The organism is Novacetimonas sp. GS1 (assembly GCF_036686925.1).
GTDB classification, from domain to species: Bacteria; Pseudomonadota; Alphaproteobacteria; order Acetobacterales; family Acetobacteraceae; genus Novacetimonas; species Novacetimonas hansenii.
The window spans coordinates 1,133,398-1,159,658 of record NZ_VSZP01000001.1; the positions used below are offsets into that span (position 1 = coordinate 1,133,398).

Below are 26,261 nucleotides of genomic sequence, written 5' to 3' on the forward strand. Positions count from 1 at the left end.
CGTCAGCACATGGAACAGTGGGCAAGATGAATAATTTCGGCCGGAACCTGGCCCTGTGGGTAATCATCATTGTGCTGCTTCTGCTGCTGTTCAACGTTTTCCAGCCGGGAAGCGCACAGCACGCATCGCAGCAGTTGGCGTATTCGGATTTCATCGGTGACGTAAACACCGGGCATGTGCGCTCTGTCGTGGTGCAGGATCATACGATTACCGGCACTCTGACCGATGGGACATCGTTCGATACCTATGCGCCGCAGGACCCGACATTGATCTCGCGCCTGACGGACAAGGGCGTCGAAGTCGTGGCAAAGCCGATCGACAGCGACACCAATCCGTTCCTGCGCTATCTGATCAATTACGCACCGCTGCTGCTGATGGTGGGGGCATGGATCTTCATCATGCGCCAGATGCAGTCCGGCAGCGGGCGCGCGATGGGCTTTGGCAAGTCGCGGGCGCGGATGCTGACGGAAAAACAGGGACGCGTCACATTTGACGATGTCGCCGGCATTGATGAGGCCAAGGGCGAATTGCAAGAGATCGTGGACTTCCTGCGCGATCCGCAGAAGTTCACACGTCTGGGTGGCAAGATCCCCAAGGGCGTGCTGCTTGTCGGCCCGCCCGGCACGGGTAAGACGCTGCTTGCCCGCGCCATCGCGGGGGAGGCGAACGTTCCGTTCTTCACCATCTCCGGCTCGGACTTTGTTGAAATGTTTGTCGGTGTTGGCGCCTCACGTGTGCGCGACATGTTCGAACAGGGCAAGAAGGCCGCGCCATGCATCATCTTCATCGACGAAATTGACGCCGTGGGCCGCCATCGTGGCGCGGGCCTTGGCGGTGGCAATGATGAACGCGAGCAGACGCTTAACCAGATGCTGGTGGAGATGGACGGTTTTGACAGCAATGAGGGCGTGATCCTGATTGCCGCGACCAACCGGCCCGATGTCCTTGACCCCGCGCTGCTGCGTCCAGGTCGTTTTGACCGGCAGGTCGTGGTGCCGAACCCCGATGTTGCAGGGCGTGAGAAGATCCTGCGCGTGCATATGCGCAAGGTGCCGCTGGCGTCCGATGTCGATCCCAAGGTGATTGCGCGCGGCACGCCCGGCTTTTCTGGCGCGGACCTTGCCAACCTTGTGAACGAGGCGGCGTTGATGGCGGCGCGCATGGGCAAGCGCACGGTCGCGATGCTGGAGTTCGAGAACGCCAAGGACAAGGTCATGATGGGCGCGGAACGCCGTTCGCTGGTCATGACCGATGACGAGAAGAAAATGACCGCCTATCACGAGGGCGGGCATGCGCTGGTGGGTATCCTGACGCCGGGGTCCGACCCGGTGCACAAGGCGACGATCATTCCGCGTGGCCGTGCGCTGGGCATGGTCATGAGCCTGCCGGAAAAGGATCGTTATTCCGAAAGCCGTTCGTGGTGCATTGGCAAGCTGACGCTGGCGATGGGTGGTCGCGCGGCAGAGGAAATCATCTTTGGCCCCGACAATGTCTCGACCGGGGCATCGGGCGACATCAAGATGGCAACCGATGTTGCGCGCCGCATGGTCACTGAATGGGGCATGAGCGAGAAGCTCGGCATGGTGGCCTATGGTGGCAACGGACAGGAGGTCTTCCTTGGTCACAGCGTGACCCAGAACAAGAACGTGTCCGAGGAAACCGCGCGTGAGATTGATAACGAGGTCCGTAGCCTGATTGATGCGGCCTATCTCAAGGCGCGGACATTGTTGCTGGATCACATTGATCAGTTGCATCGCCTGGGTGAGGCGCTGTTGGAATATGAAACCCTGACGGGCGAGGAAACCGGGACTTTGTTTAAGCACCCTTATTTTTTTATATCTTTCCATTGCTATTAATAATTACTTTATATATCTTTGTTCTTATTTCTTAATTATTCTTTTATCTTTTTCTAAATTTTTAAAAATTTTATTTCATTCTTCCTTTCTTAATTTAAAACTCAAAAAAAATTTTAATCCCATTTTAAACAATCCTTTTTCCACCCTAAATTATACCACCATTTTTTTTTTTTTTAAATCCCCCCTTTTTTTTTTTTTTTTTTTTTTTTTTAAATTAATTTTTTTTTTTTTAAAAATTTTTTTTAAAAAATTTTGGGGATTTTTTTTTTTTTTGGGGGGGGGGGGGGTTGGGGGGGGGGTGGGGGGGGGGGGGGGGGGGGGGGGGTGGGGGGGGGGGGGGTATTGTTGTCACAGGCGCCGAAAGGCATCTTTTTTATCAAACGGTTGGTTCTGCATGTTTTCTTGGGGACTGTTGGAAAACACATCATTGATAAAAAAGAAAAGTTTCTGGGTGTCGCCTTTCGATCGAAAAAGGCGGCGTCTTCTGAAGCTTTTTAGAAAAAGATTCACCAAAAATCTTTATGATTTCAGTGTGTTATTGAGGCCGACTTTCAAACATCCTTATTGCGGCATACGAGACGGTAACGAATGGACATGACGGACGACAGGCTTCTTGAACCGCTGGGGCTGCTGTCGGGGCCGGCGGCGGCTGATGCGGTGCGCCTTGGCGTGGCGCGATGGCTGTGTGGCGGGCCGGCGGCCTTTACGCTTGCGCGGTTATGGCGCGGATATCGGGACATGGGGCTGGTGCGTGTGGATGCACTCCCGCCGGGATGGGATGATGTCCTGGCACGGGTCTGTGCCCCCCTGGGGGCGGCGGGCTTGCCTGATGGGGCGCGGGTGATGGGGATCGTCAATGTCACCCCTGACAGCTTCAGCGATGGCGGGCGGCATCTGGTGGTGGATCATGCGGTTGCCGCGGCGGTGGATATGCTGGCGCAGGGGGCGGTATTCCTTGATATCGGGGGGGAAAGCACACGCCCCGGTGCCGCGCGTGTTACCCCGGCGCAGGAATGGGACCGGATCGCCCCGGTCATTACCGCGTTGCGCAATGACGCGCGGACATGCAGCGCCGTGATTTCGGTCGATACACGCCATGCACTGGTCATGGGTCATGCGCTGGCGGCGGGGGTGGACGCGATCAATGACGTATCTGCCCTGATGCACGACCCGGCGGCGGCGGCCGTGGTGGCGCATGCGGGCTGCCCGGTCATGCTGATGCATATGCGTGGCACGCCGGAGACGATGAACGATCATGCGACCTATACCGATGTCGCGGTGGATGTCGTGCGCGAACTGCGTGAACGTATTGACCATGCCGTGGAGGTGGGGGTGGCGCGTGGGCGTATCATGGTCGATCCGGGGATCGGCTTTGCCAAGACCGCGGCGCAGAACATGGAACTGCTGGCCCGGCTGCCATTGCTGGCCAATCTGGGGTGCCGTGTGGTGCTGGGTGTGTCGCGCAAGCGTTTCGTGGGGCAGGTGACGGGCGTGGCGGACGCTGCGTCGCGCGATCCGGGCAGCATGGCCGCCAGCCTGCCCGGGCTGGTATTCGCGAACACGATCCTGCGCGTTCATGACACAGGCACCATGATGCAGGGCCTGAAGATATGGCAGGGACTGGATTGCACGCAGCAGGTAAGGTAGGTCCATGCACACCAGTTCAAGCAGCCCGGGGATGGCGCAGGCATGACGAAGACAAGAAGACTGTTCGGGACCGATGGGATTCGGGGTACCGCCAACCAGGACCCGATGACGGTTGAAATCGCGCAGAAACTGGGTCAGGCCGCCGGTCTGCGTTTCATTCAGGGAACGCATCGTCACAGCGTGCTGCTGGGCAAGGATACGCGGCTGTCGGGTTATATGATCGAATGCGCACTGGTTTCCGGCTTTTTGTCGGCGGGGATGGATGTCACGCTGGTCGGTCCCATGCCCACGCCCGCGATTGCCATGCTGACGCGTTCGTTGCGCGCCGATCTTGGGGTCATGATTTCCGCCTCGCATAATCCTTATGGCGATAATGGCATCAAGCTGTTTGGCCCGGACGGGTTCAAGCTGTCTGATGAGGTCGAGGCAGAGATCGAGGAAACCATGCGTTCCGACCTCAGCGGACGTCTGGCCGCCCCCGATCAGATCGGGCGGGCCTCACGCCTTAATGACGCTGCTGGGCGGTATATCGAAAGTGCGAAATCCTCCTTCCCGCGTGGCCTGCGGCTTGATGGGTTGCGGATCGTCATTGATTGCGCCAATGGCGCGGCCTATCGCGTTGCACCCACGGCGTTGTGGGAACTGGGGGCAGAGGTCATCCGCATTGGTTGTGACCCTGACGGGATCAACATCAACGAGGGCTGTGGCTCCACCCGGCCGGAGGCGTTGTGCGCTGCGGTCACGCGCCATCGCGCCGATATCGGCATTGCGCTGGACGGGGATGCGGACCGGGTGCTGATCGCGGATGAGAAGGGACGCCTGATCGACGGGGATCAGATCCTTGCCCTGATCGCTCGGTCATGGCTGAAGCAGGGGCGGCTTGCGGGGCGGCAGATCGTTGCGACCGTGATGTCGAATATGGGGCTGGAACGGTTCCTGTCCGAACAGGGGCTGGAACTGATCCGCACCGCCGTGGGCGATCGTTACGTCGTGGAGAAGATGCGCGAGCTTGGTGCGAACCTTGGCGGGGAGCAGTCGGGGCATATGCTGCTGTCGGATTTCGCCACCACGGGCGACGGCCTTGTCGCGGCGTTGCAGGTGCTGGCGGTGCTGGTGGAGGATGGACGTCCGGCAAGCGAGGTCTGCCGGATGTTCACGCCCTATCCGCAACTGCTGCGCAATGTGCGTTTTGCCGGGCGCAGCCCGTTGCAGGACCCCGCCATTGCCGAAGCCCGCCGCGCGGCAGAGGCGCTGCTGGGTGCGCGCGGGCGTCTTGTGCTGCGTGAAAGTGGGACCGAACCCCTGATCCGTGTGATGGTGGAAGCGCAGGATGAACCGTTGGTCCGCCAGGTAGTGGACGATATGTGTGCCGCCATCGCCGCTGTGCAGATGATGGCCTGACCATGCGGGGGCGCATCCTTGCCATCGCAGGCAGCGACAGCGGCGGCGGTGCGGGCATACAGGCGGACATCAAGGCGATCACCGCGCTGGATGGTTTCGCGATGACCGCCATTACCGCCCTGACCGCGCAGGACACGTGCGGCGTGCATGGTGTGTTGCCTGTCCCGCCGGATTTCGTCACCGCGCAGATGCGCTGCGTAATGGATGATATCGGTGTGGATGCGTTCAAGAGCGGGATGCTGGGCCATGACGGGGTCATAAACGCCGTGGCCGACATGATCGCAACCCGTCCGGATGTGCCCTATGTGCTGGACCCTGTGATGGTGGCAAAGGGCGGGGCCTCGCTGCTGCATGCTGCGGCGGTGTCCGCGCTGACGACCCGCCTGCTTCCGCTTGCGACCCTGTTGACCCCCAACCTGCCCGAAGCTGAGGTGCTGTTGGGCCGACCGGTGCGTGCGCATGGTGACATGCGGCGCGCGGCGTTGGACCTGCGTGACATGGGGGCGTGTGCGGTGCTGCTGAAGGGGGGGCATCTGCCGGGGGATGAACTGGTGGATGTGTTCGTGGATTCGGACGGAACGGTGGAAAGTTTTACCTCCACACGCGTACGGACCGCACATACCCACGGCACCGGATGCACGCTTGCCAGTGCCATCGCGGCGGGACTGGGGCAGGGAATGGCGTTACCTGCGGCCATTTCCCGTGCGCGCGCCTATCTTTATCGCGCCATCATGGCCGCGCCTGGCTATGGCCATGGGGCAGGTCCGGTCAACCACGCAGTCGATATCACGACATAGTGATGCAGGGGGCATGTGCCCCCTGTCATGACCTGTGATGTGACGGGACCATTCCCCTGTTCGGCGGCACCGTCATGACCATTGCAATACATGAAAAAGCAGGGGCGATAACCTGCGCGTGTATGCCTACAACCCGCGGTTACATGCCGTTTTCTTTACATTTATGCGCTAAGGAACCGGCTGGTCCGGGGTGGCAATGGCATGGATAATTCCCTGCCATCATGACCAACATTACACGCGAAACGTGTCATTTCTGGGGCGTGGCATCTGTCCGGTTGATGCACGATAAATAAATAAATTCCTGCTTTGATGACAAATTATCGACATTAAATAATATATTTCAGCCATACATAGGAACATATTCTCTTGATGAATGAGTGTGTGGTGGCTTATTCACAACCATGAGATTGTTTCATAAAAAAAATACACTTATAGGTAGTAACACATATTAACAAAAATATTGGTGGTCGATATGCGTGTTTTACTCGTTGAACCGGATAAGGCCATGATGGACAAGGAAGCCAGCCAGTTGCAGGCGGTTGGCTTCATGGTCGATCATGCGACCTCCGGGCATGATGCGATTGCGATGCTGAAACTGTATGACTACGACATTGCCGTCCTTGAACTCGGCCTGCCGGACATGGAAGGCCACGATGTCGTCCGGCGCTGCCGCGCGGCGCGGATCGCCACGCCGATCCTGATCCTGTCCGCGCAGGACAGCGCACAGGCCAAGGTGAAGGCGTTTTCAACCGGGGCGGATGATTATGTGACCCGCCCATATGATCCGATGGAACTGACGGCGCGCATGCAGGCGGTCATCCGCCGGTCCAAGGGATATAGCGAGCCGACATTGCAGGCCGGGGCGCTGCGTCTTTCCCTCGACAGTCGTGACGTTTCGGTCAACGGGCGGTCCGTTCACCTGACGGGCAAGGAATACATGATCCTTGAGCTGTTGCTGCTGCGCAAGGGCATGGTCCTGACGAAGGATGCGTTCCTCAATCACCTGTATGGCGGCATGGATGAGCCGGAGATGAAGATCATCGATGTCTTTATCTGCAAGCTGCGCAAGAAGCTGCAAAAGGCGGGCGGTGAAAACCTGATCACCACGGTCTGGGGGCAGGGTTACATGCTCAAGGACGATGCTGTCACCACGCTTCCCATGCCAGGCGCGGGCAAAGGGGAAATCGCGCCCCATGTCGCGGCGCAGGCCACTGCACACAGCGTAGGCGGTTCCGTGGTCTGATCCTGACCTGATGATGGTCATGCGACGCACGTAACAGCATCGCCCCAATGCTGTTGACCAGATGTCTGAACAACCCGTCATGAATTCCTTCATGGCGGGTTTTTCGTGCCTGTTGCCATCGCGCCTGTTGCGGGCATGATGACGGTGACGTCTGGAATGATCCGGTGATAAAGCACCTGAAATCACGTGCACGCGTTTCCAGAACGTTGTGAACTTTGGACAATGCCTGCGTAATACGACATGTGCCGGTCGGCTTTTGGAAAAAATATGCGGGGCCATATGCTGGCCCCGCAAAGTTTAAAAGTGATAATTCGATATGCGATGCCCCCATCGCCCCTTAGATATCGCACGGGTTTTTTCGACCGGACATGAGATAGATCAAAGTCGATGAAAAATAATGTATCGACGTGCCGGGATCTGTCATCGCGCGGCAGGAACGTGATATTTTCCCCTGATGAACCATGCGTCATGTCCTGCATGGCATCCTGTTCGGCTTTGCCAGCGTTTCGGATCGGGAATATGAACGGGGTGGAACAAGGGGTATCTGGATGAAAACCAAGATCAGGACGAATCGGAATCTGTTGGCGGTCCCGGCATTCATGACCGTGGCGTGCCTGTCGCTTGCGGGATGTGAAAGCGTGCGTGACCAGATTGCCGATCGCGAAAACAGCCTCGCCGCCGCAGGGTTTGTCGCGCGCCCGGCGAATACGCCGCAACGTCAGGAAATGCTGCAGAAGCTGCCACCGAACCGTTTCTTGCAAAAACCGTTCGGGGACCATGTCCTTTACATCTATTCCGATCCCAAGGTCTGCAACTGCCTGTATGTTGGCAACCAGGCCGCCTATGGCCGGTACCAGTCCTATGTTCAGGCGCAGAATCTGGCGGATCAGCAGCAGATGACCGCGGATATGTATGAAGATGCCTCCTGGAACTGGGGCATGTGGGGCTGGGGCGGTGGTGGCTGGGGCGGTGGCTGGGGTGGACCTGGCATGGGCATGTGGTGATGCCCGGTCCCGGCGTGCCCCGGTTAACGGGGCACCGGGGCAACCCCGCCATGCGCCCGGCGGGTTATTTCAGGCGATGGTCGGCATAGACGATCATCTGCCAGGCCTCCTGCGTGCCCAGCCGGTGGGGATGGGCATGGATGGGGGGCAGGAGCTGTCCCTCTGGTGTGGCGATTTCAAAACCGCATCCCACACACCGATAGATGCCCGAATGTGGTGCAGGCGTACGCGGATGATGCAATCGGTCGAATTCGGCGTCGGTCCACACCGTTAGGAATTGTGAAGACTGGTACAGCGCCATTCAGGTCTCCCTACGTTACGTCCTGGCGGATACGGCAGCACCCTGCCTGCGGGGGCATGGCGGTTCATTGAAACCGAATGTGCCACAGGTATAAATGTGCCAGAAGAATAACGATTTGTCGCCATCGCTATGACCGGTCCTGCTATGGCCACCGATACGGGCGGGCATATCAGGGTATTTGAGTGGGAAAACCTGATACGAAATTGTAATTATAAAGTTTTTTTCGGGCTTGCCTTCATGCGTATCGAAGCGCACCTCCACAGGATTTCGATGTATCACTGGCGCACTGGTCTTGCAGGCCGTCGTCTAGGGCATTTCCACCGAAAACCGGTTCGGTGAAAATGCTCCGGTTTATTGTTTTTACAAGCATCTTCACCTGTTTGAAGGTACGCATTCAAACAGGATCTGCTCTAGTCATCCGAATGCAGGGTTGTGAACTGTTCGATATCGGAAATGACGATACCGTTCAGTCCCCCATGCGCCGCCACCCATTGGAATGCGTCGGGGTCGGTATCGAATGTCGGGTCGAAGTGGTCGCCATGCACCACGCCATAGGCCTGATAATACACATGGGGGGTGGCGGGGATATGATCCGCCGTCCATGTCCAGTCTTCCGACAGGACGGCCCGTGCCGTGACGCTGGCGCAGGGATGGGCGCGTGTCAGGGTGGCGGCAGTATCGATCATGATGGCGGCCTGTGGGCGGTGATAGCCGTTGTCGCCGCCAATATCTTCCATCTGCAACGCGCGCCTGCGCTGTTCCTCCGCCCGGGGCAGGCCCCGCCATCCATCGCCAAACGGGGCGGCATGGGCGCGGTCCAACGGGTCGTCCGCCGGGCCAAAGGCATGTCCGGCGTAATTGAAGACAGTGCCCGGCGGCACCGTGATCGAATCGAAATGTGGGGTATTGGGCGCGGGGTCCGATTCCGCAACGCGGCGATCAAAGCAGATGCGGATTTCGCCGCCCCATGCCGTATGCGGGTGCAGGGGCATCAGGCCGGTCATGATTCCAGCCATTCCTGCCATCAGGGCGAATCGTCTCATTGGCCTGTCCTGCGCAGGGCTGCGGCCCGGATCGTCTGCGCGGTAGGGCCGCATGGCATATCCGACCAATGGCGTCATGCCCGTGTCCGCCCTGTGCGGTCCATCCTGCGGCCCATCCTGTACGGCCTGACCCGGCGACACCATGTTTGCGGTGCGCCGGGCTGGCTGTCATGGGGTATTACTTGCTTTTTTTGGCCTTACCACCTGCCGGTGCATCAGGTGTTTCGACCATGTCCTCGGTCACGAAACGGATCGAGTTCTGGGCATCGGCCAGGGCTGCGTCCGCGCCCTTTGTGTCCTTGCCCGCCAGCAGGTTGGTGGCGCGGTACACGTCATCGGCGCTGGCCTGCAGCGGCGCGATGGCAAGCACAAAGTCCACGTCAACAGCCGCAACCTGAAGGTTCTGGCTGGCCTGCGCGATCTTGCCCTTGTTCAGGCTGGCATTGGCGGCGGTGATGGCCGTGCCCTTGGCCGAGGTCGGTTCAAGGTCTTCCGTCACGATATATTCGCCATCAACCGGCAGCCATGCGACGGGCTGCGTGTTCGGTGCGGTGGTCGGGACGGGCGCGCCAGCCGGAACCTTCTTGGGCTTGGACAGCTGGGATTCCGCCTTCATGAAGACGCGATTGTCGGTCTTGGCGCGGGTAAAGGCATTGTTGGCATCGGTCAGCAGCTTCGTCGCGCCTGCGGTATCGCCATTGGCCAGTGCGGTGCGGGCCATCGTGATATCGTCGAATGCACGGCTGCCGTCGATCGACAGCTTGGTAAAGTCGCGATTGACGGCGCGCGTGTTCGACGGCGTGGCGGAAGCAACGCCCGTAGCCGCACCCAGCATCAGCAGCGAGGCAGACAGAAGTCCGATTTTCTTCATTTCCATGACCCTCTGAAAATATTTGGCTGATATGATTACCCGCAAACCTTCGCAACAATAAGGGGCACATGTGCATCCCGGCTCCTCTTTCCTCGCATGTCATGCACGCGGCATCCCGCCATGGGATGGGAATGGGGGGCTGCATCGTCAAATCCGGTATGTCTTATGGTGCGGTGTGCGCTAGGATGGGGTGTTTCGTTCCGTATGGGAACGAAGACGACAGAACTTAAGGAAATCGACCCATGTCCGAATGTACGACAAAGTGCCCGTCCAAGTCCCCTTGCCTTAAGGGTATTCTGGCGCTTGGGGCCATTGCTGGCCTGGTCTTCTTCTTCGTCAAGAAAAAGAAGTGCAACGGCTGATTGTCAGTCATGTGGCGCGGCCGTGGCCCCTTTGGGCCGCGGTGCGCCACACCGGCGGGCATGACCCCCGGATATGCCCATGACGGAGACGCCCATAACGGATGGCGCCACGCCGTGGGCAATACAGGCGCCGGACGTGCGGCGGATCATCCATGTGGATATGGATGCATTTTATGCCTCGGTGGAGCAGCGCGACAATCCTGCCCTGCGGGGCCGCCCGGTTGCCGTTGGTGGCGACAGGCTGCGTGGGGTCGTCGCCGCCGCAAGTTACGAGGCCAGGCGTTTTGGTGTGCGTTCGGCCATGCCGTCGGTCATTGCGCGTCGCAAATGTCCCGAACTGGTGTTCGTGCCGCCACGCTTTGACGTCTATCGGGCGGTTTCGGCCCGGATACATCAGATTTTTGCCCGTTATACCCCCCTGATACAGCCGCTTTCCCTGGATGAGGCATATCTGGATGTGACGCATCCGTTGCTGCCGCGTGGGTCGGCCACGGAAATTGCGCGTGAAATCCGTGCCACCATCCGTGCCGAAACCGGCCTGTGTGCCTCCGCCGGGGTGTCGTACAACAAATTCCTTGCCAAGCTGGCGTCCGACCATCGCAAGCCCGATGGCCTGTATGTCATTACCCCGCGCCATGGGGCGGAGTTCGTGGCGGATCTGCCGGTGGAACGGTTCCATGGCATTGGCCCGGCCACGGCGGCGCGGATGCATGCGTTGGGCATCCATACCGGGCGTGACCTGCGCGCCCGCACGCTGGAGGATCTGGCGCGACATTTTGGCAAGGTTGCCGCGTTTTACCATGGCGTGGCGCGGGGCGTGGATCATCGTCCCGTCGAATCCGATCGTCCGCGCAAGTCACTGGGGACGGAACGGACGTTTGAGCGCGACCTGTACGAATGGTCCGACATGGCCGCGCCGATGACCGATATGTGCCAGCGCGTCTGGCACGGCTGCGAACGGCGTGACCTGACCGGGCGCACCGTGACGATCAAGATCAAATACAACGATTTCCGCCAGATCGTGCGTGCCAGTACCCTGATGCAGCCCGTGGCAACGGCACAGGAACTGTCGGCCCATGCGTTGGGGCTGCTGCGCGGGTGTTTCCCGCCCGAACGTGGCGTGCGGTTGCTGGGTGTGGTGGTGTCCACGCTGCTGCCGCGCGCGCAGGTGAAGGTGCAACAGCTTGCCCTTGCGCTGGGGCCTCAGTCGCCTGACAGCGTATCAATCGCGGGCAGTGGTGTCGGGCGCAGGTCCGCCGGCAGGTAAAGCGGGTGTTCGGGACGCCGGGCGCGGCTGCTCAGGCGCAGGGCATTCACCACGATTCCCGCATTTTGCAACATGCGCACCACATCGGTGCCGCGTGCGCGCAACGCCTGATGACGTGGGCATCCATATGCCGCAACCACCAGATCCGCCCTGTGGGCCATGTCACGCAGGTAATGATCGTTTTCCGGCCCCACCGGGTCCGCCACCTCCATCAGTCGCGTCTGGTCCGTGCAGCGATAGGCAAAGGTATTGCCCACGAAAATCGTCCCGTATCCCCATGCCCGTGCGTAACGCTGGCATTTGGCAACTGTTCGGTCGTCACCATCTTCCGTTGCGACGGAGGGATTCATCATCAGCCACATTACCGCCGGCAGCGCAGGGGCCCATGTGCGCGTCAGGGCATAGCGGTAGCATTTGCCCGGACCGCCATAGATGGCATGGCTGATGACGTCATCGGACAGGCGCAGCGGGCGCGAACTGCCGACATGGTGGGAGGGGGAGGGGAGCGTTTTTTTCATCACCGCCGTTTCATACGCCGCTTTTGTTCGTGGTGCATCCTTAACGGGCAGGTCTGAAGGCCTTCGTGAAATAATGCCTCCCTGACATCAAGGAGGCAGCACGCAGAGCGTGCAGGAAATGTGCGAATTTGCAGGAGTTTTCGGGGACAGTTTTTTTTGAGAAGCTGTTTGAAAAGTCAGACGCGATAACATACTGAAATCATAAAGGTTTTTGGTGAAGCTTTTTCTAAAAAGCTTCAGAAGACGCCGCCTTTTTCGATCAAAAGGCGGCACCCAAAAACTTTTCCTGTTTTTTATCAATGATTTGTTTTCAAACAATCTCTGAAAGCAGCCCATGGATATGGGAATGGGCACTTTCAGAGGTTGCTTCAACATTCTGAAAAAGCGATGATTTCACAAAGGTTTTTTTGGGAATTTTTGCAAAAACCTTTGTGGTTTCGGCGGGGTGACGGATCCGACGTGTTCAGTGCGCCGCGTGGGAACAGCTTTTTCCGCAAAAACGTCTGTCATTCGGATCATCGGTTTTTGCGTCCTGCCCGGATGGACAGGTTAAATAATCCATTGGAATGAAAATTTTAAAGCTGTGACGGGTGTTGCTTCTTTATAGGAAGGCAACATCCCGACACTTCTATTCTTTCTGATTAATGGGCTGTTTTGAAATGGTCTCTCTCAGCTCTTGCCACATAGCGGGCGGGGTTCGACCATCAGTTCACGCCCCTTGAGCATTCCATCCCAGTACAGCAGCGGCATGACATATTCCTTCAGCAGCCAGGCCAGATGGGTCGGCCGACGGCCATCAAGCACCCATTTCGGCAGGCTTGGCGCCAGCTTGCCGCCATATGCGAACTCCGCCAGTACGATCTTCCCGCGCTCCACCGTCAGCGGGCATGCGCCATAGCCGTCATAATCCGCGACCATGGGCCGTCCCTCCAGCGCGGCGAGCGCGTTGACCGCGACGATGGGGGCCTGCTTGCGCACGGCGGCGGCTGTCTTGGCGTTGGAGGTCCCGGCCACATCGCCAAGTGCGAATATGTCATCATACTTGACGTGGCGCAGGGTGGCGGGGTCCACCGCAACAAAACCGTCCGCCCCGGCAAGCGGGCTGTTGCGGATCACGTCTGGTGCGCGCTGCGGCGGGACAGCGTGCAGCATCGCGAATTCGACTTCGCTCTTTGTCGTGACGCCATCCGCGCCGACGTTGGAGAAGGTGGCAACCTGCCGTGGCCCATCAACGGCGACAAGGTTGGATTTCAGTTGGAGGTCAATGCGATACCGCTCGATATATTCCATCAGCGCGGGGACATAATCCTTCACCCCGAACAGGCCGGGTGTCGCGGTATGGAAAGAGACGTTGATATTGTCCGCAATCCCGCGTTTGCGCCATGCATCGCATGCCAGATACATCGCCTTTTGCGGGGCGCCCGCGCATTTGATGGGCATTGGTGGCTGCGTGAACACCGCATTGCCACGTCCCAGCGTCTGGACCATCTGCCACGTATAGGGGGCAAGGTCATAGCGGTAGTTGGAGGTCACGCCATTGCGGCCGAGTGCTTCGGGCAGGCCCTCGATCGCATCCCAGTCCAGCATGATGCCGGTGGCGACGATCAGGATGCTGTAGCGCAGCGATGACCCGTTCGACAGGTGGACGATACGTCCATCAGGGTCGAAACCGCTGGCGGCGGCCTGGACCCAGTCCGCGCCCGCCGGGATCAGCTTCTTTTCCGACCGGCGTGTCTGGGACTGTTTGAACACGCCACCGCCCACCAGCGTCCAGCCCGGTTGGTAGAAATGCGAACCCGACGGTTCCACGATGGCGACGGTGATGCCCGGCTTGCGCTTGAGGATGCTGGCGGCGGTGGAAAGACCCGCGGCCCCGCCGCCGATGATGGCGATGTCATAGGTCAGCCCGCGCGCGCTGCTGACCAGGGCGGGGGCCGTGGGGGCTGGGGTGTCGTTCATTATGGCTAACTCCTCGAAAACAATCAGGTTTGATCGTGCCGTGGTCTTGTTATGTGGGTCTTGTGATGCCGCAGCAATGGGTGGGTGGTCACACGCGGTCAATCGGGATCTTGATATAACGCGTGCCGTTTTCCTCTGCCTCCGGCAGGTGGCCGCCGCGCATGTTCACCTGGACCGAGGGCATCAGTAGGTTGGGCATCGACAACGTCGCGTCACGCCCGGTGCGCATGCTGACGAACGCCTCCTCGCTCACGCCTTCGTGAACGTGGACATTGTGGGCGCGTTCCGCCCCCACCGTCGTTTCCCATGCGAACGTGTCGCGCCCCGGTGCCTTGTAATCATGGCACAGGAACAGCCGCGTCCGTTCCGGCAGGCGCAGCAGGCGACGGATGGAACGATACAGCATCCGCGCATCCCCGCCGGGGAAATCCGCGCGCGCGGTGCCATAATCGGGCATGAACAGCGTATCGCCGATAAAGGCGGCATCCCCGATCACATACGCCATGTCCGCCGGCGTATGGCCCGGCACATGCAGTGCAATGGCGGGGATGGAGCCAAGCATGAACGTCTGCCCATCATGGAACAGGCGGTCGAACTGTGACCCATCGCGCGCGAAACGTGTTCCGGCGTTGAACAGTTTGCCGAATATGTCCTGTACCCGGATGATATCCGCCCCGATCGCAAGCTGCCCGCCAAGCTGTTCTTGTATCCATGGCGCGGCCGACAGGTGGTCTGCATGGACATGTGTTTCCAGCAGCCATTGCAGGTCCAGATCGTTTGCACGGATGTAATCCACCACGTCCTGCGCATGGTGATGGGCGGTGCGTCCGGCGGCGGGGTCATATTCCATCACACTGTCGATCACCGCGGCCTCACGGGTGGCGGGATCATGGACGACATGTGTGGCAGTAAAGGTCGTATTATCAAAAAAAGTCTTTATAAACGGTACCTTATCAGATCTCAGGGCTGTAACGACCTGACGGTCCGCAGCGGCGAGGGCTAAATCTGACATGGCGTTGTCTTCACAATAGTTTATAAATTACATAATAAATGTATGTTGTCGGGCATCTTGCGTCAAGATGCGACAGGTGCAAAAGGGGCAGACAATGAATGACGGCAAGACCTCTCCCATTTCCAACGCCACGGCACAGCATCCGTTGCGTATCGGCGACCCGGCCCCGGATTTTCAGGCCCGTACCTCCCAAGGAGAGGTGCGGCTGAGTGATTTCCGCGGGAAATGGCTGCTTTTCTTCTCCCACCCGGCGGATTTCACCCCGGTCTGCACCAGTGAATTCCTGGCGTTGACGCGTGAATATGCCCGCTTCGAGGCGATGGAGTGCGCGTTGCTCGGCCTTTCGGTGGACAGCCTGTATTCCCACCTTGCATGGCTGGAGGCGATTCGTACCCGTTTCGGGGTGGAGATTCCCTTCCCCGTGGTGGAGGACCCGTCGATGGCGGTCGGGCAGGCCTATGGCATGCTGGCGGCTGACGCGCATGACAGTGCGACAGTGCGCGCGACCTATTTCATCGACCCCACGGGCATTGTGCGTGCGATCATATGGTATCCGATGTCGGTGGGGCGTTCGGTGGACGAATTGCTGCGTCTGCTGGCCGCGTTGCAGCGTTCGGCCGATGGCGATGTCATGACGCCAGAGGGATGGCGCCCCGGAGATGATGTCCTGGCCCCCGTGCCCCTGACGCAGGATGATGTGCGTGATGCGACGGGATGCTGGTTTTATCCCGCAACCCCCGACCACCTTTCCACCGGCAAGTAGAGGCGCGCATGCCCGATATGTCCGTCTATATCCTTACCCTGCGGTGCGTGAACCGGCCCGGGATCGTCGCGGCCATCAGTTCGACGCTGTTTGGCGCGGGATGCGACATTACCGAGGCGCAGCAGTTCGATGCGTGGGAAAGCCGTTCCTTCTTCATGCGCGTGGTATTCCGCATGCCCGTGCATGCCGCGGCGGAGACGACATTGCGCGATGCCGTGGCGACCATGGCGCGGGAGTTCGAGATGCACTGGACCCTGCGCGCACGTGCGCAGCCCACGCGCACGGTGCTGATGGTTTCGCGCTTTGACCACTGTCTGGTGGATCTGCTGTATCGCTGGCGTATCGGTGAACTGTCGATCGACCCGGTTGCGATCATTGCCAACCACCCGCGCGAAACCTATGCGGGCATTGATTTCGGTGACATCGCCTTTCACTACCTTCCCGTCACGGCGGCCACACGCCCGGTGCAGGAGGCGCGGATTTGGGATATCGTGTCCGGTACGGGCGCGGAACTGGTGGTGCTGGCGCGTTACATGCAGGTCCTGTCGGATTCGCTGGTGTCGCGACTGGCGGGGCGGTGCATCAATATCCACCATTCCTTCCTGCCCGGCTTCAAGGGCGCGCGCCCCTATCACCAGGCCTTTGCCCGTGGGGTCAAGCTGATCGGGGCGACGGCTCATTTCGTGACCGGTGACCTTGATGAAGGGCCGATCATCGAACAGGATGTGGAACGTATTTCCCATGCCGACAGCCCTGACGACCTTGTGCGCAAGGGGCGCGATATCGAACGCCGCGTCCTGGCGCGTGCGGTGCGGTATTTCACGGAATGCCGTATCATTCCCGATGGGCGCAAGACGATCGTCTTCAGCGCGTGAACGCAGCCATGGCATCGGATGGGACACCAAGGGGGGAAATGCTTCTGCATACGCCACGGCCATCGGGCCATATCCATCGGTCGTGCGCCGGTCCCGATTTTCAGGAGACAGCATGACGCGCAGGAAACCGGGCCCCATGCCCGACCCCCGCACGCAGTCTGCCGGGTTCGAGCAGGCGCGTCAGTCCCGCAAGACCGCGCTGGTGGAAGATTATGTCGAACTGATCGCCGACCTTTTGCATGATGGTCAGGAAGCGCGGCAGGTAGACATCGCACAGCGTCTGGGTGTGTCGCAGCCAACGGTGGCCAAGATGCTGTGCCGGCTGGAGGCGGACGGCCTTGTCACGCGTCGCCCCTATCGCGGCATTTTCCTGACGGAGGCGGGGGAGAAGATGGCCGCTGACAGTCAGGCCCGCCACCATATTGTGGAGACGTTCCTGCGCGCGCTGGGCATCAGCGAGAAGAATGCGGGCATTGATGCCGAAGGCATGGAGCATTATGTGGGCGAAGAGACGCTCGCCGCCTTCGAACGTGCAATCCGTGCGGGCATTGCGGAGTTCATGGACACCCGCGCCGCCCCTGAAACGCGCAAATGATTCTGCCCTCCGTCGGTTAGGGCAGTGGCATATATTCATCGGCAAGGTAGTTCGGCGGCCCACCATCCAGCCCCTCGGGCGCAAATCCATCATTATAGGGGCCGTAATATCCCCCCATGCCCGTCTGTGTCTGGTTCCAGTCATTGTCGGCGATGGGGGGACCGTCAGGCCCGCTAAGTCCCATGTTATAAGGACCCGCTCCCCCGCCACAGGCCGACAGCAGCCCCGTCGCGGCAAGCAGCACCGTCAGCCGGATCGGAAATGTCATTTCGTATTCCTCCCTCGTCATCATGTCATAATGGTTTGGCGTGATTCGTGACAGGGGGGCGCGCACAGGGCTTACCCGCGTGGCGCATCTGTCGGGTGGCTGGGGGCATGCATGTAAGGCGGGGGCGTGTTTGCGGAGGAAAAGTCCTCAGCAGCCGCTGAAGTTTTTGAATGTTATTTTGGAGTAAGGATTAAAAGGACTGTTTGAACAGTCGCTTCGGGAAGCGCCTTGAAATCATCAGGAAGTTTTTGGTAAGAATTTTCAAAAATCTTAAATATTGTTTGAAAACAGATCATTGATAAAAATAAGAAAAGTTTTTGGGTGCCGCCTTTTTTCAAAAAGGCGGCGTCTTCTGAAGCTTTTTGGAAAAAGCTTCACCAAAAACCTTTATAATTTTATTATGTTATTTAGGTTGACTTCTCAAATAATCTCTTCGACAGAATGTCATCCTTTTAAAAGGAAGCGGCCCCTGAAAACTTTTCTTATTTTTTATAAATGGTTTTTAAGGAGTTGGATATTTCAGTCGTTACTTTAACATTCTTGAAATACGATGCTTTTCACTGGTTTCTTGGGAAAATTTTCCGGAAACTTTCATTGTTTCAGTGAGGTGTGAATGCAGAACGTTTCAAACATCATATAAAGTAGTGATGGAAATATTTAGGAGTGTTTTTTAAATAAATCATCTCCATCAGAATTTTTAGTATCCCAAATGATTGCTGATGCTGCCTTTTTTGAACTGCCGTTGATGGCTTTTCGTATCGGTTGCAGGGGGCATCGAAAATAATCCTGACATCATCATCAATTTACAAAATATCGATGCTGATTTTTCCAAAAGATTTGTAAAGACCTTTCATGCCCGAATCAGGGGCAACCCCTGAAAATGTTGGGTATCCCCGGATTGCCGTTAACAGGCCTGCGTGTCCGTGGGGGCCAGCATCCGCATCTTGCGGTGCAGTGTGGATCGGCTGATGCCCAGCATCCGCGCCGCCACCGCCACTTTGCCACGCGCACTTGCCAGGGCGGAGCGGATTGCCATTTTCTGTGCATGACGCAGCTCGCCACCTTCGGCCATGGTGTCCTGCGTGTCGGCAAGAAGGCAGAAATTAAGGTCCTGCGCCGGGGCTATTCCCATATGCGCCCGCGCGGCATGGGTTGCGCCGACCACCACCCGGTTCGAATCCAGTGCAATCATGGGCACCGATCCGTCATGCCCTTCGCCCAGCAGCATGATCGCATGGCCGTGATATCGGTCCATGAAGGCAGTGTGTTCAACCTGCCGCGCCGCCTGCGTCACGATCGCACTGATCAGCGCGGTTTCACGGCCATCCTGTGCCGGATGGAACGAACTGGCATTGATTACGCCCGCCACGCGGCCCAGCGCATCGTGGATGGGCGTCGCGATACAGGCCAGCCCACGCAGGGTGGTGCGCCAGTGCTGTGTGCCATGGACGGCCACCGGCCGCCCTTCGGCCAGGCAGGTGCCGACACCGTTTGTGCCCCCGTGCGTTTCATCCCATACCGCGCCGGGCCACAGGCACCATCGCCGCGACCCCCGCCGGATGGCAGGATCGACCCGGTGCGCCAGCACAACCCCATCCGCATCCGCCAGCAGCGTCGCATATCCCAGCGGTGACAGCATGGTGTGCAGTTGCGCCATCGCCGCCTCCGCATGCCGCAACAGCGCCCCTGACCGCTGGCAGCATTGCCGCAGTTCTGCATCGCATAGCACCTGCGGCATCCACGGTGCGACGGGGTCAAGTGCGTAGTCATGGCCACACCGGCGCCATGAGGCCTCCAGCTCGCCCTGTGTGGGCAGCATGGGCGTTTCATTGGGAACGGGATGGGGAAATGGGGGCATGCGTCGCCTTGTCGTGTAACGGTTGGTATTGTGTAACGGTTGGTACGTGGGTGTCTGGTGCGGTTAATGTCGCCTTAACCCATGGCGAAGTGTCGCGTTTCGCGACACTTCGGACATGGGGCGTCACATGGGCGTGAAAGCGATGCGTCCATGCTTGTTTCAGGCGGCGTGGTGGCGCTGAGGTGCGGATGTGCCCGGTCGCGCCAGATTGCCGCGCATCGGGTGGAGAATGAACGCCATAGACGAACCCATGGCTGGAACAGGGAAGATATCCATGCAAATAGCGCGTGAAACGCTGCTGCGTTCCTATCGTGCGATGCGCACCATCCGCATGTTCGAGGAACGCCTGCATGTCGAGTTCGCAACGGGCGAGATCCCAGGTTTTGTTCACCTGTATTGCGGGGAAGAGGCCTCGGGCGTTGGCGTATGCGCCAACCTGACGGATAACGACACGATCGCCAGCACCCATCGTGGCCACGGCCATTGCATCGCCAAGGGCGTGGGGGTTGCGGGCATGATGGCCGAAATCTATGGCCGCAGCACCGGTGTGTGCCGGGGCAAGGGCGGGTCGATGCATATTGCCGACCTTGGCTGCGGGATGCTGGGCGCCAATGGCATTGTTGGTGGTGGGCCGCCGCTGATCTGTGGCGCGGCATTATCGCACAAGACGCTGCGCAATGGCGCTGTGGCGGTCGCATTCTATGGCGACGGGGCCTCGAACGAGGGATCGACGCTCGAAAGCCTCAATCTCGCATCGGTGTGGAACCTGCCTGCCGTTTTCGTGGTGGAGGATAATGGCTATGGCGAGGCTACGGCCGCGTCCTATGCCTGTGCCGGCACGCAAAAGGCGCGCGCGGCCGCGTTCGGCATGCCCTATTTCGAATGCGACGGATCTGATTTCTTTGCCGTACACCAGGCCTCGGCTGAGGTGATCGCACATGCGCGCGCGGGCAATGGGCCTGCGATGCTGCATGTCCACCTGCAACGCTGGTACGGCCATTTCGAAGGGGACGCGATGACCTATCGCGCCGCGGGCGAGGTGGCGGAGGCCAGGCGCGACCATGACTGTCTCAAGCTGTTCCGTGAACGCGTGACACAGGCCGCCCTGCTGGAGGAGACGGCGCTTGACGAGATCGACGCCGCCGTCGCGGACGAGATCGAAAGCGCGGTCATGCAGGCCAAGGCCGATCCCCTGCCGCAGGAACCGGACCTGCTGGCGGATGTGTATGTGCGGTACTGAACCGGTTGCGCATCGGTGCGGGCGGGCGGGAACGCTCCGCTTGTGACCGCGATATTCGCAACCATTGTCCGAAAGAATGAAGAATGAGCAAGAAAAGCTTTCGACAGGCCATTAACGAGGCGATCCGCCTGGAAATGCGCCGTGACCCGCGCGTCATCCTGATGGGCGAGGACGTGGCCGGTGGCCGTGGTGGCTCTGCCGGGATCAAGGATGCATGGGGCGGCGTGCTGGGCGTGACCAAGGGCCTTTTGGAGGAATTCGGGGAGGATCGCGTCCTCGACACCCCGATTACCGAGGCCTCTTATATTGGCGCGGCGGCAGGGGCGGCGGTGACGGGCCTGCGTCCGGTCGCGGAACTGATGTTCGTGGATTTCGTTGGCTGCTGCCTTGACCAGATCATGAACCAGGCGGCCAAGTTCCGTTACATGTTCGGTGGCAAGGCGCGCACGCCGCTGGTGATCCGCGCGATGTATGGCGCGGGGTTCAATGCCGCGGCACAGCACAGCCAGGCGCTGTATCCCCTGTTCACCCATATCCCCGGCCTGAAGGTGGTTGTCCCTTCTTCCCCCTATGAGGCGAAGGGCCTGCTGATTGAGGCGATCCGCGATGACGATCCTGTCATATTCCTTGAAAACAAGGTGATGTATGACGAAGAAGAAGACGTCCCGGACGAGGCCTATACCATTCCGTTCGGCGAAGCGAACCTGACGCGTGAAGGCAGCGATGTCACGATTGTGGCTTTCGGCCGTATGGTGGGCCTTGCCAATCAGGCGGCGGACCGGCTGGAACGCAAGGGGATCGGCTGTACGGTCATTGATCCGCGCACGACATCGCCGCTGGATCGCGACACGATCTTGGAATGCGTGGCTGATACCGGTCGCCTTGTGATCGTCGATGAATCAAGCCCAAGATGCAACATGGCCACCGACATCGCGGCCCTGGTGGCGGAAGAAGCGTTCGACGCCCTGCGCGCGCCCATCCGCCGTGTCGTGCCGCCCCATACCCCGGTGCCGTTCGCAACGGTGCTGGAAAACCTCTATCTTCCCAGTGTGGAGCGGATAGAAGCGGCCGTCACATCGGTCATGAACGTGCGCGTTACGGAGAAAGCCTGACATGGCAAGTGAGATCACACCCATCACCATGCCCAAATTCGGCCTTGCCATGACAGAGGGGAAGGTCGCGGGCTGGATGATCGCCCCGGGCAAGCCGGTGAAGGCGGGTGACGAACTGGTCGATATCGAGACCTCAAAGATCACCAATTCCTTCGAAAGCCCGGCATCAGGTATCCTGCGCCGTCAGGTTGCACCTAATGGGGAAACTTTGCCGGTCGGCGCGCTGATTGCGGTGGTGGCGGACGCGTCGGTGCCGGATACGGAAATCGACGCGTTCATTACCCGTTTCCAGTCGGAATTCGCTGCGAACAACACCTCGGACGAAGGTGCGGAAGCTGCGGTGGAACCAACCCTTGTAACGGTTGGTACGCATATATTGCGCGTGCATGACCTTGGCACGGGGGACGCGACGCCGCTGGTGTTGATCCATGGTTTCGGCGGGGATCTCAAGAACTGGATGCTGAACCATGCGGCGCTGGCGCACGGGCGGCGGGTCATCGCCTTTGACCTGCCGGGCCATGGTGGGTCGTCCAAGGATGTCGGGCCGGGAACGCTGGAATTCTTTGCCGATGTCACCGCGCAGATGCTGGATCATTTCAACCTGTCGCGGGTACATGTGATGGGGCATTCGCTGGGTGGCGGGATTGCGCTGACACTGGCGCGCACCGCGCCGGGGCGCGTGGCCTCGCTGTCCCTGATCGCGCCTGCCGGGCTGGGGGCGCAGGTCAACATGACCTTCATCAACGGCTTTATCGAGGCCGACCGCACACGCGCGTTGCAAGATGTGCTGAAGTTCCTCGTGCATGACAAATCGCTGATTGGTCGGCGCATGACTGATGATGTCCTGCGCTATAAACGCCTTGATGGGGCGCAGGCGGCGTTGCAGGCGGTGGCGGCGGCGTGTTTCCCCGGCGGGAAGCAGGGCGACGACCTGCGGCCCGTGCTGACGGGCGGACAGGTGCCGGCAACCCTTCTGTGGGGGGAAGAGGACGAGATCCTGCCCGTTACGGAGGCCGATGGCCTGCCAGAAGCCATTACGCGTCATGTCTTCAGCGGGATCGGGCACATGCCACAACTGGAATGCGCCTCCGATGTAAATGGCATCGTGGAGACGTTCCTTAAACAGCACGATCACTGATCCCGCGCGGGTGCGTGCATCCGTCGCCGGTTGCGGGGATGGGGGATACCCCATCCCCGTTTGTGCGTACCCGGCATATGGTGCGTGTAATATTTTAAAATAAACCATTGATGACAAAGCGATAAAACCTTTCGGGCATCGCATTTTCCTGAAAATCCCCACTCTGATGCCCCCTCCCGGTTATGTGTGCGATAACCCGAAGGTGTGTACCGGATGCTTGCCAAGCCGGACCCTGTGTGTTTTCAGTTGGGACAACGCAGAACGGCAAAGCAATACAGGCCGTGCGGGACGGCGCCACATGCGCCGTATCCGACGGTACGGGATAATAATAAATGTTTGTCGGAATTGATCTGGGCACATCGGCCATCAAGGCCGTACTGGTTGATGGCAGTCAGAGTGTGGTGGGTGCGTGTTCGCGTTCCCTGACCATCAGTTCGCCGCATGACGGATGGAACGAACAGGCCCCCGAGGACTGGTGGAATGCGACGCTTGCGGTGCTGGACGCGCTGGCGGCGGCACATCCGCATGAAATGGCGCAGGTGCGCGGCATCGGCCTGTCGGGGCAGCAGCATGGCGCGGTCCTGTTGGGCGATGGCGGGCAGGTGCTGCGTCCGTGCATCTTGTGGAATGACGTGCGCGCGACTGCCGAATGCGATGAATTCGAACGTCGTTTCCCCCAGAGCCGACAGGTGTGCGGCAATGTGGCCATGCCCGGCTTTACCGCGCCAAAGCTGTTATGGGTGGCGCGGCATGAACCCGAGATATTTGCCGCGACGCGTCATGTCCTGCTGCCGAAGGCATGGCTGCGTTATCGCCTGTGCGGGGAGATGATCGAGGATATGTCCGATGCGTCCGGCACGTTGTGGCTGGATGTGGGGCAGCGATGCTGGTCGGATGCGGCATTGGCCGCGACAGGCCTGACGCGCCATGCGATGCCCGCGCTGGTGGAAGGGAGCGCACCCGCCGGGCGGATGCATCCCGCCCTTGCGCGGCGATGGGGGATGAAGGATGCCCCCATCCTGGCCGGTGGGGCGGGTGACAATGCCGCCGGTGCCGTGGGGCTGGGCGCGGTGGTCGCAGGTTCGGCGTTTGTGTCGCTGGGGACGTCGGGGGTGTTGTGGGTGACGACGCAGCGTTTCCGCCCGCATCCGCAGGGGGGAATTCACGCATTCTGCCATGCGGTGCCCGGGATGTGGCACCAGATGGGGGTGACATTGTCGGCGGCGTCATCGCTGGCATGGTGGTCGCGCACGACCGGCATTGCTGAAGGCGACCTGCTTGCTGAACTTCCTGAACGGGTGGAACGCCCATCCCCGGTGATTTTCTTGCCGTATCTTTCGGGCGAGCGCACGCCGCATAATGACGGGGCCATCCGGGGGGTGTTCGCGGGCCTGTCGTCGGGCACGACGCGCGCGGACATGACGCAGGCGGTGCTTGAAGGGGTGGCATTTTCGTTTCGCGATGTCGTCGATGTGCTGGCGGATGCGCACTTCCCCCTGACGCAGGCCGATGTGATTGGCGGCGGGTCACGCAGCCGCCTGTGGATTTCGATTATCGCCACGGTCACTGGCGTGTCGCTGCATCGCCTGGCGCATGGGGAGCAGGGCGGTGCGTTCGGCGCGGCACGCCTTGCGCGCCTGGCGGTGACGGGGGAAAGCGTGCGCGATGTCTGCCTTGCGCCCCAACGGGTGGAAACGGTGCATCCCGATGCCGCGCTGTCGGGGGCCTATGACGTGTCGCTTGCACGGTACCGCGCGCTTTATGGTGGTGTGCGTGATGCCATGCGTTATGGGGCTGCGACATAAGCCGCGCCATCACGCCATGTCCTGTGTCGGTTGGCGGATTTCGCGGGCATGAACGGCAGGGTCCGGGCGGACTCCCCCAAGGGTTTTTAATATTTTCAGTATGTTGTCCTGGTCGCAATATGTCGGTGGCAGCTTGGTCCGAGTCAGAGAAAGAATGGAATGCCGGGTATGAACTCTCCGCAGTTTCCCTTACGCCCTTTCCGCCTGTTGCAGGTCATGGCCCTTGCGGGGGGGCTGTGCGTTCCGTTGCAGGCGCAGGCGGGTGACAGTGTGGACCGTGGGTCGATCCCATCGGGCAACATCACCGTCGCCGCGCGTTTTGCCGACATGCAGGCATCGGGCATTGCCGCCCTGCCTGATGGGCGCATCATTCTTAGCTTCCCGCGCAGTGCCGCCGATCATAAGGGGCCGCGCCTCGCGGTGCTCAGCAATGGCAAGCCGCAGCCCTTTCCCGATGCGGCGACACAGGCGCGCTTCATTTCGCCACTGGGCATGACGGTGGATGCGACGGGTCGCCTGTGGGTGGTGGACGAAGGGACGGTCGCAGGCGACACGACCCCGCCCCGGCCCGCGCTGCTGGGGATTGATGTGGCAAGCGGGCAGGTCGTTTCCACCATTGCGCTGGGTGCCGGGACGGGGGCCACGCGTGATGACAGCCATGTCAATGACGTGCGTGTGGACATGACGCATGGTGCAAAGGGCACGGCATATGTCAGCGATACCTCCATCGCGGACCATCCTGCGATCATCGTGGTGGATATCGCCACGGGCAAGGCGCGGCGCGTGCTGGAAAATGCGCCCTCCGTCCGGGCCGATCCGGGCTTTGCCATGGAACTTGACGGACAGATGTTGCAGTACAACCCGACCCATCCCGTCATGGGGCAGGGCGGGATTGACGGCCTGACGCTGAGTGCCGATTCCACGCGCCTGTACTGGCAACCCTTGTCAGGCCGCCGCCTGTACAGCGCGCCCACCGCGCTTGTGTCAGATCCGGCCACCACGCCAGCCCAGCTTGGGCAGGCCATTCGTGACGAGGGCGAGACCGCCGTGGTCGATGGCATGGCGACCGCGCCGGACAATGCGCTGTATCTGACCGATATCGAACATCATGCCGTCATCCGGCGCGCCCCGGATGGCCACCTGTCGATGGTTGCCCATGATCCGCGCCTGATTGCGCCCGACAGCATGGCGCTGGTGGGTAATACGTTATGGCTGACGGTGGGGCAGTGGGTGCGCCTGCCGGTTTTCCACGACGGGCATGATATGGAGCAGCGTCCGTGGCTGCTGGTCAAGATTTCCCTGCATTGAGGGCCATGGGCCACATGA

Annotated in this window: 22 protein-coding genes and 1 pseudogene; 15 read left to right on the forward strand and 8 right to left on the reverse strand. The window is 60.0% G+C overall.

Annotated elements, in window-relative coordinates; translation table 11 throughout:
• Positions 1 to 26: 26 nt before the first annotated feature.
• The 6 genes and pseudogenes from ftsH to FYB92_RS05275 all read left to right on the forward strand — a co-directional run.
• Positions 27 to 1,802 (forward strand): annotated as a pseudogene (gene ftsH, locus FYB92_RS05250) (ATP-dependent zinc metalloprotease FtsH); the annotation flags it as partial.
• A 648-nt stretch (positions 1,803 to 2,450) separates the two neighbouring features.
• Complete coding sequence (gene folP, locus FYB92_RS05255) at positions 2,451 to 3,503, forward strand: dihydropteroate synthase (protein ID WP_332828316.1); 1,053 nt, start codon at positions 2,451 to 2,453, stop codon at positions 3,501 to 3,503.
• 42 nt (positions 3,504 to 3,545) lie between these two features.
• Positions 3,546 to 4,904, forward strand: coding sequence for a phosphoglucosamine mutase (glmM, locus tag FYB92_RS05260; RefSeq protein WP_062809412.1), 1,359 nt, complete (start codon positions 3,546 to 3,548; stop codon positions 4,902 to 4,904).
• Between the two features lie 2 nt (positions 4,905 to 4,906).
• The gene (thiD, locus tag FYB92_RS05265) at positions 4,907 to 5,701 is read left to right on the forward strand and encodes a bifunctional hydroxymethylpyrimidine kinase/phosphomethylpyrimidine kinase (RefSeq protein ID WP_075632304.1); all 795 of its coding nucleotides are present in this window, start codon (positions 4,907 to 4,909) and stop codon (positions 5,699 to 5,701) included.
• A 472-nt stretch (positions 5,702 to 6,173) separates the two neighbouring features.
• Positions 6,174 to 6,944, forward strand: a complete 771-nt coding sequence (locus FYB92_RS05270) for a response regulator transcription factor (protein ID WP_003622130.1) — start codon at positions 6,174 to 6,176, stop codon at positions 6,942 to 6,944.
• 599 nt (positions 6,945 to 7,543) lie between these two features.
• The gene (locus FYB92_RS05275; RefSeq protein ID WP_040512944.1) at positions 7,544 to 7,948 is read left to right on the forward strand and encodes a hypothetical protein; all 405 of its coding nucleotides are present in this window, start codon (positions 7,544 to 7,546) and stop codon (positions 7,946 to 7,948) included.
• Between the two features lie 64 nt (positions 7,949 to 8,012).
• Here FYB92_RS05275 and FYB92_RS05280 read toward each other — a convergent pair whose 3' ends face one another.
• From FYB92_RS05280 to FYB92_RS05290, 3 genes are all read right to left on the reverse strand, one after another.
• Positions 8,013 to 8,249 (reverse strand): hypothetical protein, encoded by a 237-nt coding sequence (locus FYB92_RS05280; protein WP_003622138.1) that lies wholly within the window; start codon positions 8,247 to 8,249, stop codon positions 8,013 to 8,015.
• Between the two features lie 410 nt (positions 8,250 to 8,659).
• Positions 8,660 to 9,292, reverse strand: coding sequence for a hypothetical protein (locus tag FYB92_RS05285; protein ID WP_225578767.1), 633 nt, complete (start codon positions 9,290 to 9,292; stop codon positions 8,660 to 8,662).
• Positions 9,293 to 9,470: 178 nt separating this feature from the next.
• Entirely contained in the window at positions 9,471 to 10,163 is a 693-nt protein-coding gene (locus FYB92_RS05290) for a YfdX family protein (RefSeq protein WP_332828317.1), read from the reverse strand.
• Between the two features lie 441 nt (positions 10,164 to 10,604).
• Between FYB92_RS05290 and dinB the strand changes: the two genes are divergently transcribed.
• Positions 10,605 to 11,792: a DNA polymerase IV gene (gene dinB, locus FYB92_RS05295; protein WP_075595070.1), complete on the forward strand. Its 1,188-nt coding sequence runs from the start codon at positions 10,605 to 10,607 to the stop codon at positions 11,790 to 11,792.
• On the opposite strand, the gene FYB92_RS05300 is transcribed toward dinB, so the two are convergent.
• The 3 genes from FYB92_RS05300 to FYB92_RS05310 all read right to left on the reverse strand — a co-directional run bounded on the left by FYB92_RS05300 (position 11,729) and on the right by FYB92_RS05310 (position 15,281).
• Positions 11,729 to 12,310 carry a DUF1643 domain-containing protein gene (locus tag FYB92_RS05300; RefSeq protein ID WP_332828318.1) on the reverse strand — a complete coding sequence of 194 codons (582 nt, stop codon included), beginning with the start codon at positions 12,308 to 12,310 and terminating at the stop codon, positions 11,729 to 11,731. The two genes, dinB and FYB92_RS05300, sit on opposite strands and share 64 nt — an antisense overlap.
• Before the next feature lie 669 nt (positions 12,311 to 12,979).
• Entirely contained in the window at positions 12,980 to 14,269 is a 1,290-nt protein-coding gene (locus FYB92_RS05305; RefSeq protein WP_003622151.1) for an FAD/NAD(P)-binding oxidoreductase, read from the reverse strand.
• Positions 14,270 to 14,357: 88 nt separating this feature from the next.
• Positions 14,358 to 15,281, reverse strand: coding sequence for an MBL fold metallo-hydrolase (locus FYB92_RS05310; protein WP_003622152.1), 924 nt, complete (start codon positions 15,279 to 15,281; stop codon positions 14,358 to 14,360).
• A 94-nt stretch (positions 15,282 to 15,375) separates the two neighbouring features.
• Between FYB92_RS05310 and FYB92_RS05315 the strand changes: the two genes are divergently transcribed.
• The 3 genes from FYB92_RS05315 to mntR all read left to right on the forward strand — a co-directional run bounded on the left by FYB92_RS05315 (position 15,376) and on the right by mntR (position 17,514).
• Complete coding sequence (locus FYB92_RS05315) at positions 15,376 to 16,044, forward strand: peroxiredoxin (RefSeq protein ID WP_003622153.1); 669 nt, start codon at positions 15,376 to 15,378, stop codon at positions 16,042 to 16,044.
• An 8-nt stretch (positions 16,045 to 16,052) separates the two neighbouring features.
• Positions 16,053 to 16,919, forward strand: a complete 867-nt coding sequence (gene purU / locus FYB92_RS05320; protein ID WP_332828319.1) for a formyltetrahydrofolate deformylase — start codon at positions 16,053 to 16,055, stop codon at positions 16,917 to 16,919.
• A gap of 112 nt (positions 16,920 to 17,031) precedes the next feature.
• Positions 17,032 to 17,514, forward strand: a complete 483-nt coding sequence (gene mntR, locus FYB92_RS05325) for a manganese-binding transcriptional regulator MntR (RefSeq protein WP_040511112.1) — start codon at positions 17,032 to 17,034, stop codon at positions 17,512 to 17,514.
• A 16-nt stretch (positions 17,515 to 17,530) separates the two neighbouring features.
• Here mntR and FYB92_RS05330 read toward each other — a convergent pair whose 3' ends face one another.
• Together FYB92_RS05330 and FYB92_RS05335 are read right to left on the reverse strand one after the other, a co-directional pair.
• Positions 17,531 to 17,782 (reverse strand): hypothetical protein, encoded by a 252-nt coding sequence (locus FYB92_RS05330; protein WP_225578769.1) that lies wholly within the window; start codon positions 17,780 to 17,782, stop codon positions 17,531 to 17,533.
• Positions 17,783 to 18,686: 904 nt separating this feature from the next.
• The gene (locus FYB92_RS05335; RefSeq protein ID WP_332828320.1) at positions 18,687 to 19,640 is read right to left on the reverse strand and encodes a GAF domain-containing protein; all 954 of its coding nucleotides are present in this window, start codon (positions 19,638 to 19,640) and stop codon (positions 18,687 to 18,689) included.
• Positions 19,641 to 19,914: 274 nt separating this feature from the next.
• Between FYB92_RS05335 and FYB92_RS05340 the strand changes: the two genes are divergently transcribed.
• From FYB92_RS05340 to FYB92_RS05360, 5 genes are all read left to right on the forward strand, one after another.
• A complete protein-coding gene (locus FYB92_RS05340; RefSeq protein ID WP_040511114.1) occupies positions 19,915 to 20,880 on the forward strand; it encodes a thiamine pyrophosphate-dependent dehydrogenase E1 component subunit alpha in 966 nt (321 codons plus the stop codon).
• An 83-nt stretch (positions 20,881 to 20,963) separates the two neighbouring features.
• Positions 20,964 to 21,992: an alpha-ketoacid dehydrogenase subunit beta gene (locus tag FYB92_RS05345; protein WP_062809406.1), complete on the forward strand. Its 1,029-nt coding sequence runs from the start codon at positions 20,964 to 20,966 to the stop codon at positions 21,990 to 21,992.
• 1 nt (position 21,993) lies between these two features.
• Positions 21,994 to 23,130, forward strand: coding sequence for an acetoin dehydrogenase dihydrolipoyllysine-residue acetyltransferase subunit (locus FYB92_RS05350; RefSeq protein WP_332828321.1), 1,137 nt, complete (start codon positions 21,994 to 21,996; stop codon positions 23,128 to 23,130).
• Between the two features lie 332 nt (positions 23,131 to 23,462).
• Positions 23,463 to 24,935 (forward strand): xylulokinase, encoded by a 1,473-nt coding sequence (gene xylB / locus FYB92_RS05355; RefSeq protein WP_075624572.1) that lies wholly within the window; start codon positions 23,463 to 23,465, stop codon positions 24,933 to 24,935.
• Positions 24,936 to 25,151: 216 nt separating this feature from the next.
• A complete protein-coding gene (locus FYB92_RS05360) occupies positions 25,152 to 26,243 on the forward strand; it encodes an L-dopachrome tautomerase-related protein (protein WP_062810000.1) in 1,092 nt (363 codons plus the stop codon).
• Positions 26,244 to 26,261: the final 18 nt, after the last annotated feature.